This is a genomic window from Oceanobacillus sp. FSL K6-0251 (assembly GCF_038004725.1).
In the GTDB taxonomy this organism is placed as follows: Bacteria; Bacillota; Bacilli; order Bacillales; family Amphibacillaceae; genus Oceanobacillus; species Oceanobacillus oncorhynchi.
In genome coordinates, this window is record NZ_JBBORS010000001.1 from 1,697,998 (window position 1) to 1,718,611 (window position 20,614).

Consider the following 20,614-nt stretch of genomic DNA (forward strand, 5'->3'; position numbering starts at 1 on the left):
CATCATTATTTCCGCATTCATATAATACACCTCCAGTTAATAAAACCTTTCTTTGTTTACTTTATATCAGTAAAGAAGATTTGGATCTATGTCAATATTTCGGACACAACATAGTTAAGTCAAAATCTGTTTTCTCATTGTGATTCCCTGAAAACGCTGAGGGTTTGACATGAAGCCTCTGCGGGCATGATTGCTAAGCCAGGAAATCAGCTTATTTAAAACGTTACTAGCTTTCCACGAGAGGCTATCATGCCCGCCACTCCAAGTAAAGCCGTGCACTGAATCAAGTGTTGCGTTATGCTGCACTTGCCTTTATCTTATTTTCTAGCTTTTGTGGTGTTTGATAATGGATACTTCCATGTATTCTTTTGCGGTTATACCACCCTTCAATATATTGGAATAACGCTATTTTAGCGGAATAAAAAAGACTTCTTCTTTTTTCAAAATCGCATGAAACGATTCGATGCAGGCATTGTCGTATGGACAACCCTTAAGGCTAAAGGAATGCGTCATTTGATAAGAATCAACCATTTTCGCAAATTCATCACTGGTATATTGGGAACCTAAATCCGAATGAAAGACTAACCCGTCTTTCGGTTGTTGGGTTTGATAAGCATTTTCTAAGGCTTTTGAAATTAAACCGGTTGTCATGGAACGGAAAAAAGCGTATCCAACTATCTTCTTTGTGTGTAAATCCATAACGGAAGCCAAGTAACACCTGCCATCTTTTAATGTGTTGATATACGTAATATCCCCAACCCATTTTTCATTCACCGTGGTTGTTGAAAAGTCTCGTTTCAAGATGTTTTCACGTTCTATTATTGTTTCTTTGCTTGGTGTCGGTCTGAATTTCTTCATCACAATGCAGCGAATACCAGCTTCTTTCATCAGACGCTGCACACGTTTAAGGCTCACCCGAAAACCTTCTGTTTGGAGAATATAATGGATTTTAGGTGCACCATAACGCTGTTTGCTTTCTGTATAAATGCGTTTAATTTCTTGGGTCAACATTTTATTTTCCTTTTTGCGATTTGATTCGGTTTTATTTAATGTATCGTAATACGTACTTCTAGGAACATGTAATACATCACAAAGCATTTGGATCGAATGGTGATTGGAATGTTTTTCTATCATCGTTGTCAGCTCAGAAAGACTTACTTTTTCGCGAATATGGCCATAGCCTTTTTTAAGATGTCATTCTCCTCCTGAAGACGGAGCATTTGCTTTTTCATTTTAACCATTTCATCTGGAGTAACCGTTGAACCATCTTCTATTTTTATAGGAGAATATCTCTTGGCCCAAGCATATATAGTTACTTCAGAAACGCCATATTCGTTACTTAAATCTCTAGCTGAGCTGCCAGTATTATAAAGATCAACAATCATCTTTTTAAAGTCTTCATTATATTTTTTGCCATTATTTTTGTTTCCCATATGGACACAACCTTTCGTTAATAGTATTGTCAATTTCCTAAAAACTTAACTAGGTTGTGTCCATGAAACTATACTAGCATCATTATTTTGCAATATTTTACATAAAAAAACTGGAGGGAACTTTGGGCTAATACATAGACCCTTCACCCAAATTTAAAGAATACCTAAAATTAATAATCTTGAAACCATAACAACAGAAGTTGAAGCTACACGAGACGACTTAGTAATCGGAATCAAGTAATGGTAAAACCGTTACGTTAGATGACGTCAAAGCAGAGACCGGAAAAGCAGTACCCTTAGATTTTAATATGCATGGAGAAACTCCTGAACCGCATTTAGGGGCTTTAGGGCATGTAGTCATTGTAGATGAAGCAGCAGAACAATATATCCATGTTCATCCAGATTCTGACGACACAACCACATTCCATGCTCATTTTCCAAAGCAGGGAATGTATAAAATTTGGGCAGAATTTGAATTCGGTAATAAGGTACACACTTATTCATTCAATATTGAAGTAAGTAAATAATTAATGTCATCATATTTGGAGGAGGTAATTTTGCAAATGACTGCATATCATTTGGAGATTTATACTAGACCAACTTGCTCAGATTGCCAGGATTTGAAAAACTTTTTGGAAGAACATCAAATCCCGCATAAACAATATGACTTAGCGAAACAGCCCGAAAAAGAGAAGGAATTAAAAAAGATAACAGGAAATAGAATCGTTCCCGGTATTGTTTTTTCTCGATCGTCTATGCTGGGTTTAAGGAAAAAAGCGAAAAGCATGACCGGGTTTGAGCAAAATAAAGAAGAAATCAAAAAGCTGTTAGAAGTCAGCTAAGAGAAAGAAATGGATTCCGTAAAGAGATTTTATTTCTTTATGGAGTCCATTTCTTTTCTGTCATTAAAAATACCTTACCAATGTATTGTATAAAAATGATGAAAAAGTATAAAGAGGGGGGAGTTTATATGGAGAGTGATGGAAAAAAGATTAAAATCGCCGTCAATGGAGGTATCGGATTCGGATCAAAATTAAATGCCAACCAGCTGCTGACCATCTCTAAATATATGGATGAAAATGAAGAGCTGGAATTAACCACTTTTCAACAGCTTTATATCGAAATACCGGAAAGTGATAAAGAAGAAATTATAAAGGAATTTGAAAGTGCTGGATTGGCTTGTTATCCAGTGGGAAATTACGTTAAGAGCTTGAGAACCTGCAATTTCTGTAAAGGGGAAGAAAGAGAAGGGATGCCTGTAGCAAAAGAACTTAATAAACGATTTGCCGGCAAACAGGTTCCTTTCACATTAAAAATGGCTTATACAGGCTGTCCGATTGGCTGTGGAGAACCAATGGTCAGCGATATAGGCGTTATGAAATTCAAGGATCAGTACAATTTATATGTAGGTGGAAAGGGCAAGGGCTTTGATGCAGAAGTGGGGATGCTTCTGAAAGAGGACCTGGAGCCGGAAGAGCTATACGAAATTGTAGAGAGAATTATTGAAAATTATTCACAGCTTGGCAAGAAAAGAGAGCCTTTCTTTAAATTCTGGAGAAGAATCGGGAAAGATCAATTGATATATAAATAGCATCTTTATGATGATTAGGTACATGCACTATTGGAGGTAATACAACGATGTCTACACATACAAATACCATCTCACAACTAGATCCTAAACGGTGGAAAGCACTGTTTCTCTTATGTTTTGCGAACTTCCTTGTAATCATGGATGCGTCTATTATCCAAATTGCTTTACCGTCCATTCAGAAAACACTCGGTTATACGCAAGAAAGCTTACAATGGGTAATGAGTGCATTTCTGCTCATATTTGGAGGCTTCCTGTTATTAGGAGGTAAATTAGCCGATCTATATGGCAATCGCCGTATTTTTAGCTTGGGTGTTCTAATTTTGGCAGTTTCATCTTTATTTGCTGGTTTAGCCTGGAGCGAGCTAAGTCTAAATATATTCCGTGGAATTCAAGGCTTGGGTTCCGCTTTAATTGCCCCTTCAGCTCTATCTATGGTTATGCGGCTGTTTAGTTTCAGCTCGGCTGAAAAAGCAAAAGCACTTGCTTTTTGGGGCTTATCGGGGGCAGCAGGCGGGGCATTCGGAATTGTATTTGGCGGACTTTTAACTGGGACACTCGGCTGGCGCTGGACATTGTTCATCTATGTACCATTGAGCATTATCGTTTTGATTTTCAGTCCTAAACTATTACAAAAATCTGGTCAACGATTGAAAGGACGTATTGATTATGTCGGAGCTGTTCTAGTCACAGCATCTCTGATGTTGCTTGTTTATGGCATTGTATCAGCGGAACACAGCGGCTGGACATCAAGCAATGTTATGATTTCGCTTATTGCAGGTGTTGTTCTGTTTCTGATTTTCCTTCTTGTAGAATCCAAGATGAAAGAAGCGCTACTACCACTTAATATATTTAAAACACCTGACTTAGGTATTGGTAATATCGGTGTCTTTTTAACACAGGCAGCATGGTTCCCGTTAATATATGTTGATTCTTTATCTGCAGCAAGTGTTACATTACTCTCCGACAGCCGGCGCAATGGCAGTATTGCCTGTGCCATTATTTATGGCATTCTTCATGATCGTCGTAGCTGAAAAGGTATTGGCTAAGTTAGGTATAAAAATGACGATGGCTACAGGTTTTGTGATTCTCGGATTGGGTAATATTTTATTTTCACAATTTGCAACAGTGGATGGCACTTACTTTATAAGTGTATTAATCCCTTCATTTGTTGCAGCGCTTGGAAATGCACTTGCTTATTTAGCTTCTACAACAGCGTCTGTATCAGAAGTAGAGCCCAAAAAATCAGGGCTTGCTTCCGGTTTATACAATACGAACTTCCAAATCGGCTCTGCCATTGGTCTATCAATTATGGTTGCGATTGCCGGTGCAGCAACCAGAGCGAGTGACGTTGCTGATTCAGTCGTTGCTCTGAATGAAGGTTTCCAGCAAGGCTTCTTCTGGGCAGGTATGTTTGCTTTCGTTGGAGCTGTGTTGGCGTTGTTGTTTATTCAATCCAAAAAATAATGGTGAACACAAAAAGATTCCATCTATCATATTTTGATAGATGGAATCTTTTTTTACAATGTTGATCCTAAATGTTCTCTGTATAACTTGTACACTTATTTAGCGCGGGATTTATAATTGTAATCACTATATCGAGCCACTTTATATTTTTTATTTGCGATTTTAGAGTGTCTAATTTTATCTTCATTTCTTAACTCTTTCAGCACTGCCCAGCAAATAAAAACAGTAATAATGGTAAATGGGGTGGCTATGACGATAGCTATTGTTCTGACTGCTTCCAGTCCGCCGGCTAATAGGAAAACGACAGCAGACCCTGCAGTGATTAGTCCCCATGTTATTTTAAGATTTCTTGACGGATTTGGTTTACCATTGCTGCTCAGCATCCCTAATACAAATGTAGCGGAATCTGCTGAGGTGATAAAGAAAATAAAAATTAGCAAGAGAGCCAATATGCTTAAAAAGTTGCCCAGTGGGAATTCACTTAGAAAAGCAAACAAAGCTCCGTCTACATTTGCGTTTATCGTTTCCGCTAATTGGCTGTTGCCTAAATCATGAATTAAATGAATAGCACTGCCTCCGAGAACTGAAAACCAGATAAAGGATATCAAGGAGGGTACTAATAATACGCCCAAAACAAATTCCTTAATGGTTCTTCCCTTCGAAATTCTGGCCACAAATGAGCCTACAAAAGGAGACCATGTGGTCCACCAGGCCCAGTAGAACACCGTCCATGTGCCTATCCAATTGCTTCCTTCACTATTAAAAGGTTCCATCCGAAGACTCGTAGGCAGTATACTTCCTACATAACTTCCTGTAGTGGAGATCAGTATTTCAAAGATTTGTCTGGTAGGCCCTAGGATAAGTATGATAGACACAACAAAAGCTAAAAGTACTATGTTGAAGTAAGATAAATATTTCAATCCCCGATTTAATCCTGACCACGAGGAAATAATAAATAACAAAGTAGCAAATCCGATGATAAGCATTTGAATAGGGAATGTAATGGGCACTCCCCATTGAGCATTCATTCCATTGTTAATTTGTAAAGTACTTAATCCAAATGTACTAGCTACACCAACTGCAGTGATAAATACAGAAACAATATCAATTATTTTGCCAGGAGTTTCATAAATCCGATTCCCCAACAACGGATAAAAAATAGAACTTATGGAAGGTGGAAGCCCTTTTCGAAAATGAAAATAAGCTAAACCTAAAGCTACAGTTCCGAATAATGCCCAAGGGTGCATCCCCCAATGAAAAAAGGTGGCTTTCATTGCTTCGGTGGCAGCTTCTGCTGTTGCACCTTCTCCAGTTGGAGGTGTTATATAATGTGAAACTGGTTCAGCAACTGCCCAAAACACCAAACCAACCCCCATGCCTGCACTGAACAGCATGGAAATCCATGACAACGTACTATAAGCAGGCTTATCAGTGTCTTTTCCTAACCGTGTCTTTCCATATTTCGAAAACATTAGAAAAAGACAAAACCCTACAAATATAGTGCCTACAAGTAAATAAAACCAGTTGAAATAAGTGACTGTAAAATTCAAAAATACAGATGCTTTCTGCCCTAGCCAATCATTAAAAGCAACCCCGATGATTACAAACAAAATACTTAATATTAAAGATATACTAAGAACGCTATTTTCCTTAAACAAAAAATCTCCTCCCAGTTTCAATACTCCCTAAAGTAATCCGACAAATTATCCCAGCTCGTCTTATGGTAATTTTAACAAATTTTAGTAGTAGTTATAAGTTTAAAATCACTTCCTTAAAAAACAAATACTAGACTTAAATGTAATTAATAGATATAATTGGAATCGCTTACACAATCAAGATTATATCATAATCATGATTGAATACAAATAATTTTTTATAAATTTTTAATAAATAACTCAACTTTCGCACATTAAAAAGTAATTTCGCTTCTATATAAACAGGAGTTGATCGTTCCTTCGATAACACCCTTGACAAAGAATAAAAGGTGAAGTGTAAAGCACCGCTGCGGCGGACCATTTTGCTTTCCGACGTACAAATGTTTTCGATGGGGCGAGTAATCGCAGTCCCAGGACGTTGCGGTCTTAGTCTGCCTAGGGGCACGCTCTTCAGCTAACTTTTGCCAAGAAGAGCACTTGGCAAAAGTGGATCTTCAGATGGTGCTGATCCCTCAGGAGTCAAAACGGTCCGCCTTCGCTAGCAGGATGTTCTATATGTGAAAAACAACTTACCAAACAGAAATTTGATCCGATAGAACATATTTTTCATGCTGCATGGAAACATGTTCCGCCAAGATTACTTTCTGTGCATCGAAGCGATTCTCTGTATTTCATATCCATGCTGTCATAATTGGTTATTCAGGCGAAAGCTGCTATTTCGTCCAGCTCATTAGAATGTTATTTCTTTCATTCGCTGGAGCGGAGCTATGCACCATCACCAATTCCAACAAGGCCGGATATTCCACCAAAATGCAAGCATGATAAGGGGGAACATGTTCACCCTGAAATAGCAAGATATATATGCTTATTCTTAGGTGCGAAAGTTGAGTAAATAAAGTATTGCATTTATTAATAATCATGATTATAATATAACCGTAATTAACTTTTCAAACTTGATTATCTGAAAGAAGGGATTTATGAGAAATAGCATAGAACATTAACCAAAAGAACGAAATATCTTTACTTAAATGAAAGTTAACTAAAAAATAAAAAAAAGGAAGTGTTTGTTTAATGAGTAATTCTAAAGAAGTAGACGTTTTATGGTTGTCTCAAGAGGAATGTATTGAAAGCGGCGCAAAAGATATGGATATGATTCTGGAATATGTAGAAAAAGTAAATTTATGGTTGGCAGAAGATAAAGTGGTTGAACCAGAATTATTACACCTGTTATGGGAAGAAGGAAACTACTCAGGTAAAAGAATTGGTGTACACGCTGCTTTGATCCGTTCAGAAGAAATGCGTGTTGCTGCTGTTAAAGGTATCCCGAGTAATCCTTTGAACCCGGTAGAAAGACAGACACCAAGATCAAATGGAATGATTATTCTTTATAATGAAGATACAGGATATCCATTTGCGGTTATGGATGATACGATTGTAAGCGCTTTACGTACAGGGGCTTCCAGTGCTCTAGGAGCGAAGTATTGTGCCCGTCCAGACTCGGAAGTACTTGGATTAGTAGGATGCGGTGTTATTCAAAATGCTCATATCGAGGCAACAAGCAAAGTAATGAAAAATATTAAAACCGTACGACTATATGACATGAATGAGGATCGCGCAAAACAATTCGCTGATAGATGGAAGCATTTAGGCTATAATTTTGAAATCTGTAAAGATGTAGAACAGGCGGTAGCGCAATCTGATATTGTATATACAGCAACAAACGTCAACTTAGGAAATGAATATATTCCGAAAGAATGGATTAAAAAAGGATCTTTCCACTCTGGAGTGTCGATGTGGGATCATAAAAACGAAGCTATTTTAGAAGGATTTAATAAATATTGCATGGATTATAAGCTCCGTTTAAAAGATGATAAATATCCTTTATCTGAACTTACAAAAGCTGGTAAATTAGCTCAGGACGATATTATTGAATTAGGTCAGGTAATTAAAGGAGATAAAGTTATTCGGGAAAATGACGATGACAGCATCTTCTTTGTAACACTGGGTATTTGCGCAACAGATACAGCAAACAGCTATCAGATTTATCAAAATGCGAAAGAGCGCGGATTAGGTACTCCAGTGAAATTATGGTCTGAGCCTGCAATGTATTAATCTTTAGGAGGTGTCTTTATTGCCTATCACACCATTTAAAAACGATATGCCGACAGATTGGGGAAAATCTGAAAATCGAGAAGCATTAAATAAAAATTTAGAATATGTAAGAACAGAATTTGGCAAGGAATATCCTCTGATTATTGGAGGAAAAGAAGTTTCAAAAGAAAACAAACTGGCTTCTTATAATCCGGCTTCCCATCATGAAGTGATCGGTTATGTTAGCCAAGCTGGTAAAGAAGATATTGAAGAAGCAATAACTGCTGCCAAAAAAGCACATGAAGGCTGGGGCGCTATAACTTTCCTGGAAAGGGCCCGTTATTTATTCAAAGCAGCTAAAATTATGGAGCGGCGCAAACCGGAATTGGTTGCCTGGCAAATATATGAAGCAGGTAAAAATTGGGCGGAAGCTGATGGAGAAATTAACGAGGCAATTGATTTTCTGGAAATGTATGCTCGTAAAGCCATCAAGCTTGAACAGGGAGAAAATCTGGTTACCATACCGGGGATTGAAAACCATCTTGAATATAAGCCGCTTGGGGTTGGAGCTGTCATTTCTCCTTGGAATTTCCCGTTGGCAATTGTTACGGGAATGACTGTGTCCGCCATCGTTACCGGCAATACTGTACTATTGAAGCCAGCTTCCTTGACTCCAATCGTAGCAGCTAAATTTATGGAAATCATGCATGAAGCAGGTGTTCCTGATGGAGTTATTAATTATATTCCAGGTTCCTCCAGAGAAATAGGGGACGATTTAGTAACACACAGAGATATCAATTTTATTTCGTTTACCGGTTCCATGGAAGCAGGTCTGCACATCGATGAATTGGCTCATAAAAGAATACCAAATCAACGCTGGGTAAAGCGGGTTGTTGCTGAAATGGGCGGAAAGAACGGTATTGTTGTAGATGAATCAGCAGATTTAGACGCTGCTGCAGATGGAATTGTAACATCGGCATTTGGTTACCAAGGACAAAAGTGTTCTGCGGGCTCCAGAGCTATCATTCATGAGAGCGTTTACGATGAAATGGTTGATAAAATTGTTGAACGTACGAAAAAACTTCATGTCGGCCCAGGTACTGAAAATAATCCAATTGGTCCTGTGATTGATGATAAAGCGTTTAAAAATATCAACGAATATATAGAAATTGGGAAAGAAGAAGGAAAACTGGCTTTTGGCGGCAACAGTGATAATACGGAAGGGTATTATATTACGCCAACCATTTTCAAAGATGTCGCTCCAGGATCAAGGATAATGAAAGAGGAAATTTTTGGGCCGGTTCTGGCTATATGCAAAGCATCGAGTGTTGAAGAAGGAATCGATGTATATAATGATACTCAGTTTGGATTGACAGGAGCTTTATATACGAACAATCGTGAACAAATCTCCTATGCTCGAAGAAAAATGGAATGCGGAAATTTATTTTTAAACGGTAAATGTACAGGAGCATTAGTAGGAATCCAGCCATTTGGCGGTTATTATATGTCCGGTACTGGGGAGAAAACAGGAACTTTAGAGTATTTATTGCATTTTGTGCAAGCAAAAACAATTGCTGAAAATTTTTAACTTATAAATCTATTTAAAATGGGAGGTTAATAGTATGAAATCAATTGAAGGCGGTTTTCCAAGTTACGCAAAGTTTGAGCCTACGTCTCCAGGGAGTGATTATTATGATCCGAATCACTTTCATGAAGAGTTAGAGAAAATATGGTTTAAGACATGGCTGCTTGCAGGAAGAGAAGAAGAAATCCCGAACAGCGGCGATTATAAGACAGTTCAGATTGCACATGAGAATTTTATTGTTACCCGCGGTTCAGATGGCGAAATTAATACGTACTATAATGTCTGCCGCCATCGCGGTTCCCGCTTGTGTACGACAGAGGCAGGAAACTTCCCTAGAGGGAGAATCATCTGCCCTTATCATAGCTGGATGTATAGTGGGGATACTGGTGAATTGACAAAAGCGCCAAATATTTCGGATGAAGATGAAGGCTTTGATAGAAGTGAGCATTCCCTGGTTAGCATAAGAACAGAAACATGGGATGGATTTATTTGGATCAATGCGGATTCAGAAGCTCCTTCACTAAAAGAGAGTTTTAATTTGCCAGAATCCTGGTCTATTTATGAGCAATACCAAATGCACAGACTGAAAATTGGTAAAACAGGAACCTATAATGTAAAAGCAAATTGGAAATTGTTAATGGATAACGCAGAGGAATGCTATCATTGCGGCACGATTCATCCGGAATTAAGCAAAGCAACTCCGCCAATGCAGCCTAGACAATGGGTTGATGAAGAGGTGCCGGAAACAAAGGTTATCAAACACGTTGGATCTATGGGATTAAATCCTGGATTTGAGCGCGTGAATGTAGACGGGAAAGCTTACCGGCCTGTATTCCCTGGATTAAGTGAAGAGGATCAGCGTAAAATTGCTTATTTGCATATTTTCCCGCATTCTTATATCTGCATGGCTTCTGACTATGTATTTATTGCGGCAATCTTCCCGATTAAAGCAGATGAATCTGTGGTGAAAGGATACTGGTTGTTTGACCCGGATGTTTTAGAAAAAGATGACGCATATATCGATGATGCAGTTGAATTCTGGGATGTAACCTGTCAAGAGGATTGGGAGGCTTGCGCACTTGCACAGCAAGGAAATGAATCCAGATCATATAAAGATGGCGGCACGCTGACGCCAATTGACTGGCGAGTTGCCAATTTTAAGAAGTACGTGCAGGACGAAATGGAAAAGAACTAAACGATAGGTAGGGATATAGTGGTGGGAGACGATTTTAACATCATTATATCCCTTCTTCCAAAAACACTGTTTTCGTTTTGAGAAGCTATCGAGGAGGGAGATAAAAAAATGACAAATCAGACAGAAAACCTTCCGTTAGAGGAAAATAAGTATACCTTTGCAGCAGCAAGTGATTCAGTTAAAGAAGGGGAAATGATTGATATATTTCTTGGAAAAGAAACCGTAGTTCTGGCAAGAGTAGACGGTTCCGTGTATGCGGTAGATGGCATTTGTTCGCATGCCTATTCAGAAATGGTGGATGGGGAACTAGAGGACCATTGTTTATATTGCCCGCTTCACTTTGCTTGTTTTGACATTCGCGACGGCTCTGTATTAGAGGGGCCAGCTGTTACGCCATTGTCTGTCTATGACGTAATGGAACAAGACGGCTCGATATGGATAAAAGCTTTGGATATATATGGAGAATGATGAAGCGAAATAATTTAATATGATACAGAAATGTAAAATATATTCCGTTTTAAAGAAGATTGGAGAGGATGAAAGATGACTAATTCTGCTGAAACGATTATGATTATCGGAGCTGGTATAGCAGGAATACATGCAGCCGAAGCGCTGCGTAATGAGGAGTATGAAGGCCGAATTGTGTTAATTGACCGAGATACAGAGCTGCCGTATGACCGCCCGCCGCTTTCAAAGGAATTTATGCTGGGTGAATCCACAGAAACGGATATCGCTTTGCATACGCAAGAAAATCTTGAAGAGCTGCAAATCGATTTGAAGCTTGGTGTTGAAATCGTTTCGATTGATTCAGAGAAGCAAAGCGCCGTTTTATCAGATGGAGAAACAATAAACTGGGATAAGCTTTTATTAACGACAGGTTCCAGCTTAAGAAGGTTGCCGATACAAGGATCTGATCTGGAAGGTGTTCACTATTTGAAGACATTGTCTGATGCAAAAGCAATAAGGGGGAATTTGGATGATATTCAACAGATTGCTATTGTTGGAGCAGGTTTTATTGGAGCAGAGCTTGCATCTTCATTCAAAAAGCTGGGTAAAGAAGTAACTTTGTTGGAGCGTGCACCACTCCCTTTAGCTCACATTCTAGGTGACGAAATGGGAGAATATTTCCTTCAAATGCATCAAGCTGAAGGCGTAGAAGCTATTATGGAAGATACCGTTGTACAATTTAATGGAGAGACACAGGTTGAAGAAGTTCTGACAGAGAAAGGGAAAACCATTCCATGCCAGGCAGTCATTGTAGGTGTCGGAGTTATTCCAAATACAGCATTGCTTGATAAAGAATTACAGATTGACAGTGGTTATATCGTTAATGAATTTGGTGAGACATCATTACCAAATGTATATGCTGCCGGGGATTGCGCGATGTGGCCATTTTTAGGAAATAACATTCACATAGAACATTGGGACCATGCAATCAATCATGGTAAATGTGTTGCGAAAAATATGCTGGGAGGAGAGCAAACCTCTTATTCTACCGTTCCATATTTTTGGTCCGATCAATACGATTACCGGTTACAATATTTTGGACATACGAAAAATTGGGAAACGACAGTGTTACGGGGAAATGTAGAAGATAAGGAATTTAGCTATTTTTATCTAAATAAAAGTAATGTAATCGAGGCGGCTTTACTCGTAAATCAACCCAAAAATGCTTTGGCAGTGCGCAGATTAATTAACCAGCAGAAGCCTGTAGTTCCAGAGCTATTACCTAATACGGATATAAAATTGAAAGAGTGTATGTATGTAGAGGTGGATTAAGGTTATCCTTCTTCATAAAGGTGAAATTAAAAAGCAGCTCTGAGGAATAATAAATTTCAAAAAACAACTTCCTAAAATGTAGAAAATATGGAGTAATATTATTTATATTATTCCTCAGAATTGAAAAGAAATACGTTGGATGAAATTTTGTCATCCAAGTATTTAGAATGTTTTTTAATTTAGATTAATACTAGCTGGCATAGTGAAATGTTTTAAAAGGAGAGAAACGATGAATACAATACCAAAAAAAATGCGTGGAGTATATTTAACAGGAAATGGCGGGTTTGAAAAGTTAGAATACCGTACAGATATTGATGTACCAACTCCAAAAGCAGGAGAAGTACTGGTGAAAATTGGCGGAGCAGCTGTAAATAATACAGATGTGAACACGCGTATAGGGTGGTATTCAAAAAGTGTAAAATCAGAAACGAATGAAGGCGGAGCATCAGGATTCAAGGAAGAAGTAACAGATGATGGTTCATGGCTCGGGAAGGCGATGGAGTTCCCGAGGATTCAGGGAGCAGATGGCTGCGGCATTATAGTAGCTGTCGGAGAAGGTGTCAGTCAAGACAGACTTGGCGAAAGAATACTAATACGTTCCGTTCAACAAAGAGAAACAAGTGAAAATGGTTTAGAATCAATTACATTTGGTTCAGAATGTGATGGTGCTTTTGCCGAATATGCAACTGTACTGGCAGAAGAAGCTTTTGTAATCAATTCCAGTTTATCTGATAAGGAACTTGCCACTTTTCCTTGTTCATATGGAACCGCTGAAAACCTTATTTCCAGAGTGGGAGTCGAAAAAGATGATGTCGTTCTGGTAACTGGTGCTTCAGGGGGCGTTGGCGCTGCACTCGTACAGTTAGTGAAAGTAAGAGGTGCGAAGGTTATTGCTGTTTGCGGCAGTGATAAAGTAGAAAGAGTTAAAAGCTACGGCGCTGATGAAATAATCTATCGAGGGGACAGCTACGTTGAAAAAATTGGAAAAATGAAGGTGGATGTCGTTTTAGACGTAGCTGCCGGAAAGATGTGGCCGGAGCTTTTAGAAGTTTTGAAGAAAGGCGGAAAATACGGCGTTATTGGAGCAATTGGCGGGCCGCTTGTAGAGCTTGATGTTCGGGATCTTTATTTAAAAGATTTAAGTTTGTTTGGTAGTACCTATCAAACAAAAGAAGCCTTCCAGAATCTGATTCGTTATATTGAAGAAGGGAAAATCAAACCAGCCATAGCAAAAGAATTTCCATTAAAAGATATTGTAGAAGCTCAAAAAGCTTTCTTGTCTAAAACACTAGCTGGTAAATTTATAATCGATGTTACTGCGAAATAGTTACACGCGATTAATAATTAAGAATGAAAAAGCTGTCTATAGGGGGGATTTCCTGTGAGAATTAAAAGATCGTTTGATGCGATAGAAGTGCATGCCGGATTACCTATGAGGGTTGTTACGTCAGGGATTCCGACAATTCCGGGAAAATCAGTATATGAGCAAGCGCTTTGGCTTGAAAAAAATGATGATCAGCTGAGAAAATTGATGCTTAGGGAGCCCAGAGGATACCCGCCTATTTGTTGTAACCTTATTGTGCCTGCCAAGCATCCTGATGCAGCTGCGGGATATATTATAATGGAACAGCTGGAATATCCTATGATGTCAGGCGGTAATACAATAAGTGTTGCGACAGCACTTTTGGAAACTGGTATGATACCAATGCAGGAGCCTGTAACAAAGTTTGCTCTTGAAGCACCTGCAGGAGTCATTCCTATTACAGCAGATTGTAAAGATGGTAAAGTAACGCAGGTTTATTTTGATAATGTGGCATCTTATGCGGTCCATATCGATGCAGAGATTGATGTTCCTACCCTTGGTAAAGTAAAAGTCGATGTGGCCTGGGGCGGAATGTATTATTGCATTATAAATAGCAGACAATTTGATTGGCTTGAGCTTGTACCGGATCAAGGGAAAGAAATAACAAGAATTTCTGCTCTTTGTACACAAGCAGCAAAGGAACAGCTTGAAGTCCCTGAACATCCGGATTATCCAGGTATTGGGATTACGATTTCCATAATGCACGGGCCGACAGATAATCCAGATGCTGATTCTACAATTGTAAATACGATGTATACCGGTGAGATTGATTTTAATGACGAAAGTACATGGACTGGTGCTCTGGATAGATGTGCATGCGGGACTGGAACTTCTGCCCTAATAGCTGTTAAATACGCCAAGGGAGAATTAAAAGTAGGCGACAGATGGAGAAATGAAGGGCTGATTGGTATTATTTTTGAAGGAAATATTTCGGGAACCTCAAAAGTTGGGGAAAGGGATGCTATCCGCATAAAAGTAGGCGGGCAAGCATGGATTTATGGATTTACAAAGTATATTTTAGATGAAACGGATCCATTCACAGAAGGATATACCGTAGGAGATTTATGGTGAATGTTCGGAATATTGGGAATGGTGTTTGGTTAATTAAATAATTACAGCCAGTTCATTTTGATCTGTTAGCTAAGAATAATAAATTCTGGTATTACTGGAGAGATAATAAGGGATGAATCAAAGGCCGGCATAAACAACCTCATATTTAAACTGAATTTAAAGAGAGGGCGGGGAGTATTACATGAAAGTTCTTGTAATAGGAGCAAATGGTCAAATTGGAAAACATTTTGTAACCCAGTTGCAAAACATTATGCGGACAGGTTCCTTCAAGCGAGTGGTTTGAATTACACGATTCTCCACCCGGGCGGTTTGTTAAATGAACCGGGTACAGGAAAAATTAAGGCAGCAGATTATGTAGTTAGAGATACAATTCCGCGAGAAGACGTAGCACAGACTGCTGTTGCAGCTTTAAATGAAGAAAAAACATATCACCGTGCATTTGACCTTGTTACAGGTGAGACAGAAATAAAAGAAGCGCTAAAAAATATCTAGATGCAGGGGGTACAATTTTAACCCCTGCAAAATGAATCATTTAGTTAATCGATATGAGAAACTGAAAAAGGAGAGCAAAAGACTGAATATGCCCAAATTATTCACACCAATAACATTTCGTGGCATGGAGATAAAGAATAGAATTGTTATGTCACCGATGTGTATGTACTCATGTAAAGAAGATGGAATCATCACACCCTTTCACTTGACACATTTAGCGAGCCGGGCAGTCGGTCAGGTTGGACTGATTATCACGGAAGCAACCGCAGTTCAGCCAGAAGGGCGTATTTCTGTGGAGGATTTAGGAATTTGGGATGATATTCATGTAGAAGGGTTAAAGGATTTGAATGAACAGATACATGCATATGGAGCAAAAGCAGGTATCCAGTTAGCCCATGCAGGCAGAAAGGCAGTAGTAGACTCTGACATTTTCGCTCCTTCTTCGTTTCGCTTTAACAGTAAAAGTAAGGTTCCTATTGGAATGGACGCCGAAGATATCGAACGAACAGTTGAAGCATTCAGACAAGCAGCTCGGCGTGCAAAGGAAGCAGCTTTTGATGTCGTGGAAATACATGGAGCGCATGGATATTTAATCAACCAATTTTTGTCCCCGTTAGCAAATAAACGAACAGATCAATATGGCGGGTCACAGGAGAATCGTTACCGTTTTCTTTCTGAAATTATAGAAGCAGTAAAAAAAGAATGGAGCGGACCTGTATTCGTACGAATTTCTACTGATGAGTACCATAAGAGGGGAATACCTTGGAAAATATGATTTATTTCACAAATGAAATGAAAAAACAAGGTGTCGATCTTATTGATTGCAGTTCCGGCGGTGTTGTGCCAGCCGAAATCAACCCGTATCCCGGTTATCAAGTGCCGCGATGTGAAGCAATTAAACGAGAAACAATGATTGCTACTGGTGCTGTTGGACTGATCACAAATGGCATACAAGCGGAAGAAATATTACAAAATGAACGAGCAGATGTGGTAGTACTCGGGAGAGCCTTACTAAAGAATCCGTATTGGGCAAAAGCGGCAGCCGTTGAATTAGGGTATGATATTGAGGCGCCGGTTCAATATCGCGGCTGGAAATAAAAAAGATTAAGAGAGTGATATGATATATTTCAAGTTTTATAAAAGAGTAATAATTTGGTTGGATTCTTTAGTGAATTAAATATTGTCATAAAACGAAATGCACGTGTAGATACATGCAGGATTTTTTCACAGATGGCTTGAGGGTAAAAATCTTTTAATATTCATTTTATTTCAGGAAAGCAGAATGAAATAAGAAAGACCATGACTTCAAGTAGATTACCTAGCTAAATATATTCATTTATCTAGCTGTACTATAAAAAAATAAGTCAGAAAGTTGGGACTTTTTAAATTGGTTTAGGAGGATTATTATCAAACAACATATCGTTTTAAGAGTTTCAATAATCATTTCTTGCTGTTTAATTGTTCTGGGTCTCTTATTTAGAAATTGGTTAGAAAAAATGGCTCCAACGTTTTTAAGTTTTAACGTTAATTACTTTGGAGTTTTTTATTTGTTCGCAGGCTTTATCGTTGTCGGAATATGCGCATATTTAGCTTTTTCGAAATTTGGAAATATTAAATTAGGAAAAGATACCGAGAAGCCTGAGTTCAGCACTGTTTCATGGATCTCAATGTTATTTGCAGCCGGTATGGCGATAGGTTTAGTATTTTGGGCAACTGCTGAACCAATTACTCACTATTTATATCCGCCGCAAGGGGAAGGATCTACTGCAGAATCTGCGGATACTGCGATAAAATATACTTTCTTCCATTGGGGGCTCCAGCCTTGGGGGTTATATGGGATTATTGGGCTGGGTATGGCTTACTTTCAATTTAGAAAAGGGCTGCCTGCTAGATTTAGTTCTATTTTTTATCCGCTTTTAAAAGAAAGAATATACGGTCCAATCGGAAACGCCATCGATATATTTGTAATCATTATCTCTGCTATCGGTTTAGCGAATTCGTTTGGATTAGGAGCCCTACAAATTTCTGAAGGGGCTAATATATTATGGGGATTATCTAATACAACAGCTGTTTCCATAGTAATTATAATCATTGGTACCATATTATTTATGACGTCTGCAGTTACCGGACTGAAACGTGGTATCAAGTATCTTTCTAATTTTAATATGATACTAGCCATTCTGATTACATTATTTATATTTGGTTTCGGACCGGCTAAACATATAATTGATGTGTTTATTACTGGTACTGGCAGTTATTTAAATGATTTTTTATCCATGAGCACCAGACTGGCTCCGTTTAATAGTGAAGAACAAAATTGGATTTCAAATTGGACTGTGTTTTACCTTGCATGGTGGCTGTCATGTGCTCCGTTTGTTGGAGCATTTATCGCAAGAGTATCCAGAGGACGAACAATTAAAGAGTTTGTGCTGGCAGTACTCGTTGTGCCTTCACTGATGTGTTTTGTATGGTTTTCTGTATTTGGAGGTACAGGTATTTACCTGATACATGAATTAGGGAATACAGTGTTAGGAGATATTGTTAGTTCAAATGTTACTTCTGCGTTATTTGCATTTCTTGATTATTTTCCAATGAGTTCTTTCACAAGCATTCTAGTTATGCTGTTAAGCTTAGTCTTTTTTATCACACAAGCAGATTCTGGAGCTTTTGTGTTAGCAATGTTCAGTTCAGGGGGGAGCCTTAACCCGCCTAATAGAATAAAGCTGATCTGGGGAGGTGTTCTTTTTAGCTATGCAATTATTTTAGTTATAGCTGGAGGATTAGAGACTGCAAAATCAGTACTTATAGTCTTCACTTCGCCGCTTGCTTTATTAATTTTAATCATGTGTTACGCAATTTTAAAAGGTTTAATGAAAGATGAGTCTGAAATAAAAAGTGAGTATGCAGAAGATGGAAAGGAAGTTAGCTGACTTAAAAAAGAAAAGAAGGAACGTTTAATTGTAAACGCTTACCTAAGGCGGGGCTATGAAACCTATCTTTGTTTTCATTAAAAATGAATTAGAAAGGAATTTCTATGTTTAAAAATAATTTGATTTTACGTGTCTCTTTAATTATTTCATTATCCTTTATGGTCTTTGGTATTGTATTTAGAGAGTGGTTGGAAAAAGCTGCTCCTGCTTTCTTGAGTTTTAATGTGAATTATTTTGGCCCGATTTATCTTGTGGTTAGTTTATTAATTGTAATTACCAGTATCTATCTTATGTTTTCAAAATATGGTTCGATAAAATTAGGAAAGGATTCGGACCAGCCTGAATTTAGTACGTTGTCTTGGATATCCATGTTATTTGCTGCAGGGATGGGGATTGGTTTGGTTTTTTGGGCGACTGCCGAGCCCGTCATGCATTATACGTCCCCGCCTGTTGGTGAAGGATTAACTTCTGAGTCAGCCGAACTTTCAATAAAGTATACATTTTTTCATTGGGGATTACACCCATGGGCATTGTTTGGTTTAGTTGGATTAGGAATGGCTTACTTTCAATTTAGAAAAAATCTTCCTGCCAGAGTAAGCTCTATTTTTTACCCTGTTTTGGGTGATAGAATTTATGGGCCATGGGGCAAAACAATTGATATTTATGCAATTTTCATTACAGTTATAGGTATTGCTCAGGCATTTGGATTAGGAGCAATTCAAATTTCTGAGGGAGCAAATTTTCTTTGGGGATTTTCTAATACAATAGCTGTTTCAATGATTATTATCATTGTTGGCACGATATTATTTATGATATCTGCGCTTACAGGGGTCAATCGCGGGATAAAATATCTTTCTAATTTTAATATGCTGTTAGCTCTTAGCTTGATGCTGTTTATTTTCCTTATAGGGCCTACAAAACAGATAATAGATATTTTTATCAGCGGGACAGGAAGTTATTTAAGTGATATATTGACAATGAGTTCACAGTTAGCTCCTTTTAATGGCGACCAGCAAAATTGGGTTTCCAATTGGACAATATTTTACCTTGCATGGTGGTTAACCTGGGCATCGTTTGTTGGCGCATTTATATCCAGAATATCAAAAGGAAGGACAATCAGGGAGTTTGTCATTGCAGTTCTTTTCTTCCCCACTATATTATGCTTTATTTGGTTTTCCATTTTTGGCGGAGCAGGTATACACCTCATCCATGACCTGGGGAATAGTATGCTGGGCGATGCTGTCAACACAGATGTTACGCAGGCGTTATTTTCGTTCCTGGAATATTTTCCATTGAGCTCTCTAACCAGTGCTTTAATGATGCTTCTATGTTTAGTATTTTTCATCACTTCAGCCGACTCAGGCACGTTTGTGCTTGCAATGTTTAGCTCTGAAGGGAATATTAATCCTGATAACAAGATAAAGTTTATCTGGGGATTAGTTATTTTTTGTATATCAGCCGTATTTATATTAGCTGGAGGCTTAGAAACGATAAAGACAGTAGTCATTGTAGTGTCCACTCCGTTTATTATATTTATGCTATTTATGACATATACGATATTAAAAGCATTGAAAAGTGAATTTAAATATTCGAAAGTAAAAAAGGAAGAAGAGGTTAAATCGAAAACCGGATAAGCAGGATTTCGATATCATCTCAAGGATAAATAATTCAGTAAAACAGCCTTTCATATATATGGTCAATACGCTGATAAACAGGAGTTGATCAATTCCAGTTTGATATTTGATGTAAAGATTCAATTAAAATTGTATTTATGTAAAATAAATCAAGACAGCCTGATCAACTGACATTTCAATGTATAAGCAGCATTCGCGGAAAAAAGAGCGCATGCTGCTTTGCTGTTTTACGGATAGCTTTTATAGGCAATTTTGTGTCATTTGTTTGTTCTTTCCCGACTATTGTTGATTCCCAATTGAAAAACCTTTATAGTAGTAACGTAGTTCTGCA

The 20,614-nt window shown here is 38.2% G+C and carries 16 protein-coding genes and 2 pseudogenes; 16 read left to right on the top strand and 2 right to left on the bottom strand.

Features of this window, described 5'->3' with window-relative positions; all coding sequences use genetic code 11:
* Positions 1-295 precede the first annotated feature (295 nt).
* Positions 296-1,433: pseudogene (locus tag MKY45_RS08680) on the bottom strand (IS3 family transposase).
* Between the two features lie 308 nt (positions 1,434-1,741).
* Between MKY45_RS08680 and MKY45_RS08685 the strand changes: the two are divergent.
* The 5 genes from MKY45_RS08685 to MKY45_RS08705 all read left to right on the top strand — a co-directional run bounded on the left by MKY45_RS08685 (position 1,742) and on the right by MKY45_RS08705 (position 4,488).
* The gene (locus tag MKY45_RS08685) at positions 1,742-1,960 is read left to right on the top strand and encodes a hypothetical protein (RefSeq protein WP_193063829.1); all 219 of its coding nucleotides are present in this window, start codon (positions 1,742-1,744) and stop codon (positions 1,958-1,960) included.
* Positions 1,961-1,996: 36 nt separating this feature from the next.
* On the top strand, positions 1,997-2,275 hold the full coding sequence (locus MKY45_RS08690; protein WP_042533242.1) for a glutaredoxin family protein: 279 nt from the start codon (positions 1,997-1,999) through the stop codon (positions 2,273-2,275).
* Positions 2,276-2,403: 128 nt separating this feature from the next.
* Positions 2,404-3,024, top strand: coding sequence for a nitrite reductase (locus tag MKY45_RS08695; protein WP_256706012.1), 621 nt, complete (start codon positions 2,404-2,406; stop codon positions 3,022-3,024).
* 47 nt (positions 3,025-3,071) lie between these two features.
* Positions 3,072-4,055: an MFS transporter gene (locus MKY45_RS08700; RefSeq protein ID WP_256706013.1), complete on the top strand. Its 984-nt coding sequence runs from the start codon at positions 3,072-3,074 to the stop codon at positions 4,053-4,055.
* On the top strand, positions 4,000-4,488 hold the full coding sequence (locus tag MKY45_RS08705) for an MFS transporter (RefSeq protein WP_338112849.1): 489 nt from the start codon (positions 4,000-4,002) through the stop codon (positions 4,486-4,488). Before MKY45_RS08700 ends, MKY45_RS08705 begins: the two co-directional genes overlap by 56 nt.
* Positions 4,489-4,583: 95 nt before the next feature.
* On the opposite strand, the gene MKY45_RS08710 is transcribed toward MKY45_RS08705, so the two are convergent.
* Positions 4,584-6,146, bottom strand: a complete 1,563-nt coding sequence (locus tag MKY45_RS08710; RefSeq protein ID WP_193063826.1) for a BCCT family transporter — start codon at positions 6,144-6,146, stop codon at positions 4,584-4,586.
* 1,068 nt (positions 6,147-7,214) lie between these two features.
* Here MKY45_RS08710 and MKY45_RS08715 point away from each other — a divergent pair.
* The 11 genes and pseudogenes from MKY45_RS08715 (at position 7,215) to MKY45_RS08765 (ending at position 20,283) form a co-directional block, all read left to right on the top strand.
* Positions 7,215-8,255: an ornithine cyclodeaminase family protein gene (locus MKY45_RS08715; protein ID WP_042533248.1), complete on the top strand. Its 1,041-nt coding sequence runs from the start codon at positions 7,215-7,217 to the stop codon at positions 8,253-8,255.
* A 19-nt stretch (positions 8,256-8,274) separates the two neighbouring features.
* Entirely contained in the window at positions 8,275-9,822 is a 1,548-nt protein-coding gene (pruA, locus tag MKY45_RS08720) for an L-glutamate gamma-semialdehyde dehydrogenase (RefSeq protein ID WP_256706015.1), read from the top strand.
* 34 nt (positions 9,823-9,856) lie between these two features.
* On the top strand, positions 9,857-11,014 hold the full coding sequence (locus tag MKY45_RS08725) for an aromatic ring-hydroxylating oxygenase subunit alpha (protein WP_042533252.1): 1,158 nt from the start codon (positions 9,857-9,859) through the stop codon (positions 11,012-11,014).
* 108 nt (positions 11,015-11,122) lie between these two features.
* The gene (locus MKY45_RS08730; RefSeq protein WP_042533254.1) at positions 11,123-11,482 is read left to right on the top strand and encodes a Rieske (2Fe-2S) protein; all 360 of its coding nucleotides are present in this window, start codon (positions 11,123-11,125) and stop codon (positions 11,480-11,482) included.
* Between the two features lie 75 nt (positions 11,483-11,557).
* Positions 11,558-12,793, top strand: a complete 1,236-nt coding sequence (locus tag MKY45_RS08735) for an NAD(P)/FAD-dependent oxidoreductase (RefSeq protein ID WP_256706016.1) — start codon at positions 11,558-11,560, stop codon at positions 12,791-12,793.
* A 229-nt stretch (positions 12,794-13,022) separates the two neighbouring features.
* Positions 13,023-14,120, top strand: a complete 1,098-nt coding sequence (locus tag MKY45_RS08740) for an alcohol dehydrogenase family protein (protein ID WP_256706017.1) — start codon at positions 13,023-13,025, stop codon at positions 14,118-14,120.
* 54 nt (positions 14,121-14,174) lie between these two features.
* Positions 14,175-15,227 (top strand): proline racemase family protein, encoded by a 1,053-nt coding sequence (locus MKY45_RS08745; RefSeq protein ID WP_139089098.1) that lies wholly within the window; start codon positions 14,175-14,177, stop codon positions 15,225-15,227.
* 150 nt (positions 15,228-15,377) lie between these two features.
* Positions 15,378-15,719 carry an NAD(P)-binding oxidoreductase gene (locus tag MKY45_RS08750; protein WP_256706299.1) on the top strand — a complete coding sequence of 114 codons (342 nt, stop codon included), beginning with the start codon at positions 15,378-15,380 and terminating at the stop codon, positions 15,717-15,719.
* 88 nt (positions 15,720-15,807) lie between these two features.
* Positions 15,808-16,817 (top strand): annotated as a pseudogene (gene namA, locus MKY45_RS08755) (NADPH dehydrogenase NamA).
* 320 nt (positions 16,818-17,137) lie between these two features.
* A complete protein-coding gene (locus MKY45_RS08760) occupies positions 17,138-18,649 on the top strand; it encodes a BCCT family transporter (RefSeq protein WP_256706300.1) in 1,512 nt (503 codons plus the stop codon).
* 104 nt (positions 18,650-18,753) lie between these two features.
* A complete protein-coding gene (locus MKY45_RS08765; RefSeq protein WP_042533262.1) occupies positions 18,754-20,283 on the top strand; it encodes a BCCT family transporter in 1,530 nt (509 codons plus the stop codon).
* The last annotated feature ends 331 nt before the right edge of the window (positions 20,284-20,614 follow it).

Bases quoted from the DNA above. Each gene is read 5' to 3' on its own strand.
- MKY45_RS08685 (WP_193063829.1), top strand. From the start codon at position 1,742: ATGCATGGAGAAACTCCTGAACCGCATTTAGGGGCTTTAGGGCATGTA.
- MKY45_RS08690 (WP_042533242.1), top strand. From the start codon at position 1,997: ATGACTGCATATCATTTGGAGATTTATACTAGACCAACTTGCTCAGAT.
- MKY45_RS08695 (WP_256706012.1), top strand. From the start codon at position 2,404: ATGGAGAGTGATGGAAAAAAGATTAAAATCGCCGTCAATGGAGGTATC.
- MKY45_RS08700 (WP_256706013.1), top strand. From the start codon at position 3,072: ATGTCTACACATACAAATACCATCTCACAACTAGATCCTAAACGGTGG.
- MKY45_RS08705 (WP_338112849.1), top strand. From the start codon at position 4,000: ATGGCAGTATTGCCTGTGCCATTATTTATGGCATTCTTCATGATCGTC.
- MKY45_RS08715 (WP_042533248.1), top strand. From the start codon at position 7,215: ATGAGTAATTCTAAAGAAGTAGACGTTTTATGGTTGTCTCAAGAGGAA.
- MKY45_RS08725 (WP_042533252.1), top strand. From the start codon at position 9,857: ATGAAATCAATTGAAGGCGGTTTTCCAAGTTACGCAAAGTTTGAGCCT.
- MKY45_RS08730 (WP_042533254.1), top strand. From the start codon at position 11,123: ATGACAAATCAGACAGAAAACCTTCCGTTAGAGGAAAATAAGTATACC.
- MKY45_RS08735 (WP_256706016.1), top strand. From the start codon at position 11,558: ATGACTAATTCTGCTGAAACGATTATGATTATCGGAGCTGGTATAGCA.
- MKY45_RS08740 (WP_256706017.1), top strand. From the start codon at position 13,023: ATGAATACAATACCAAAAAAAATGCGTGGAGTATATTTAACAGGAAAT.
- MKY45_RS08765 (WP_042533262.1), top strand. From the start codon at position 18,754: ATGTTTAAAAATAATTTGATTTTACGTGTCTCTTTAATTATTTCATTA.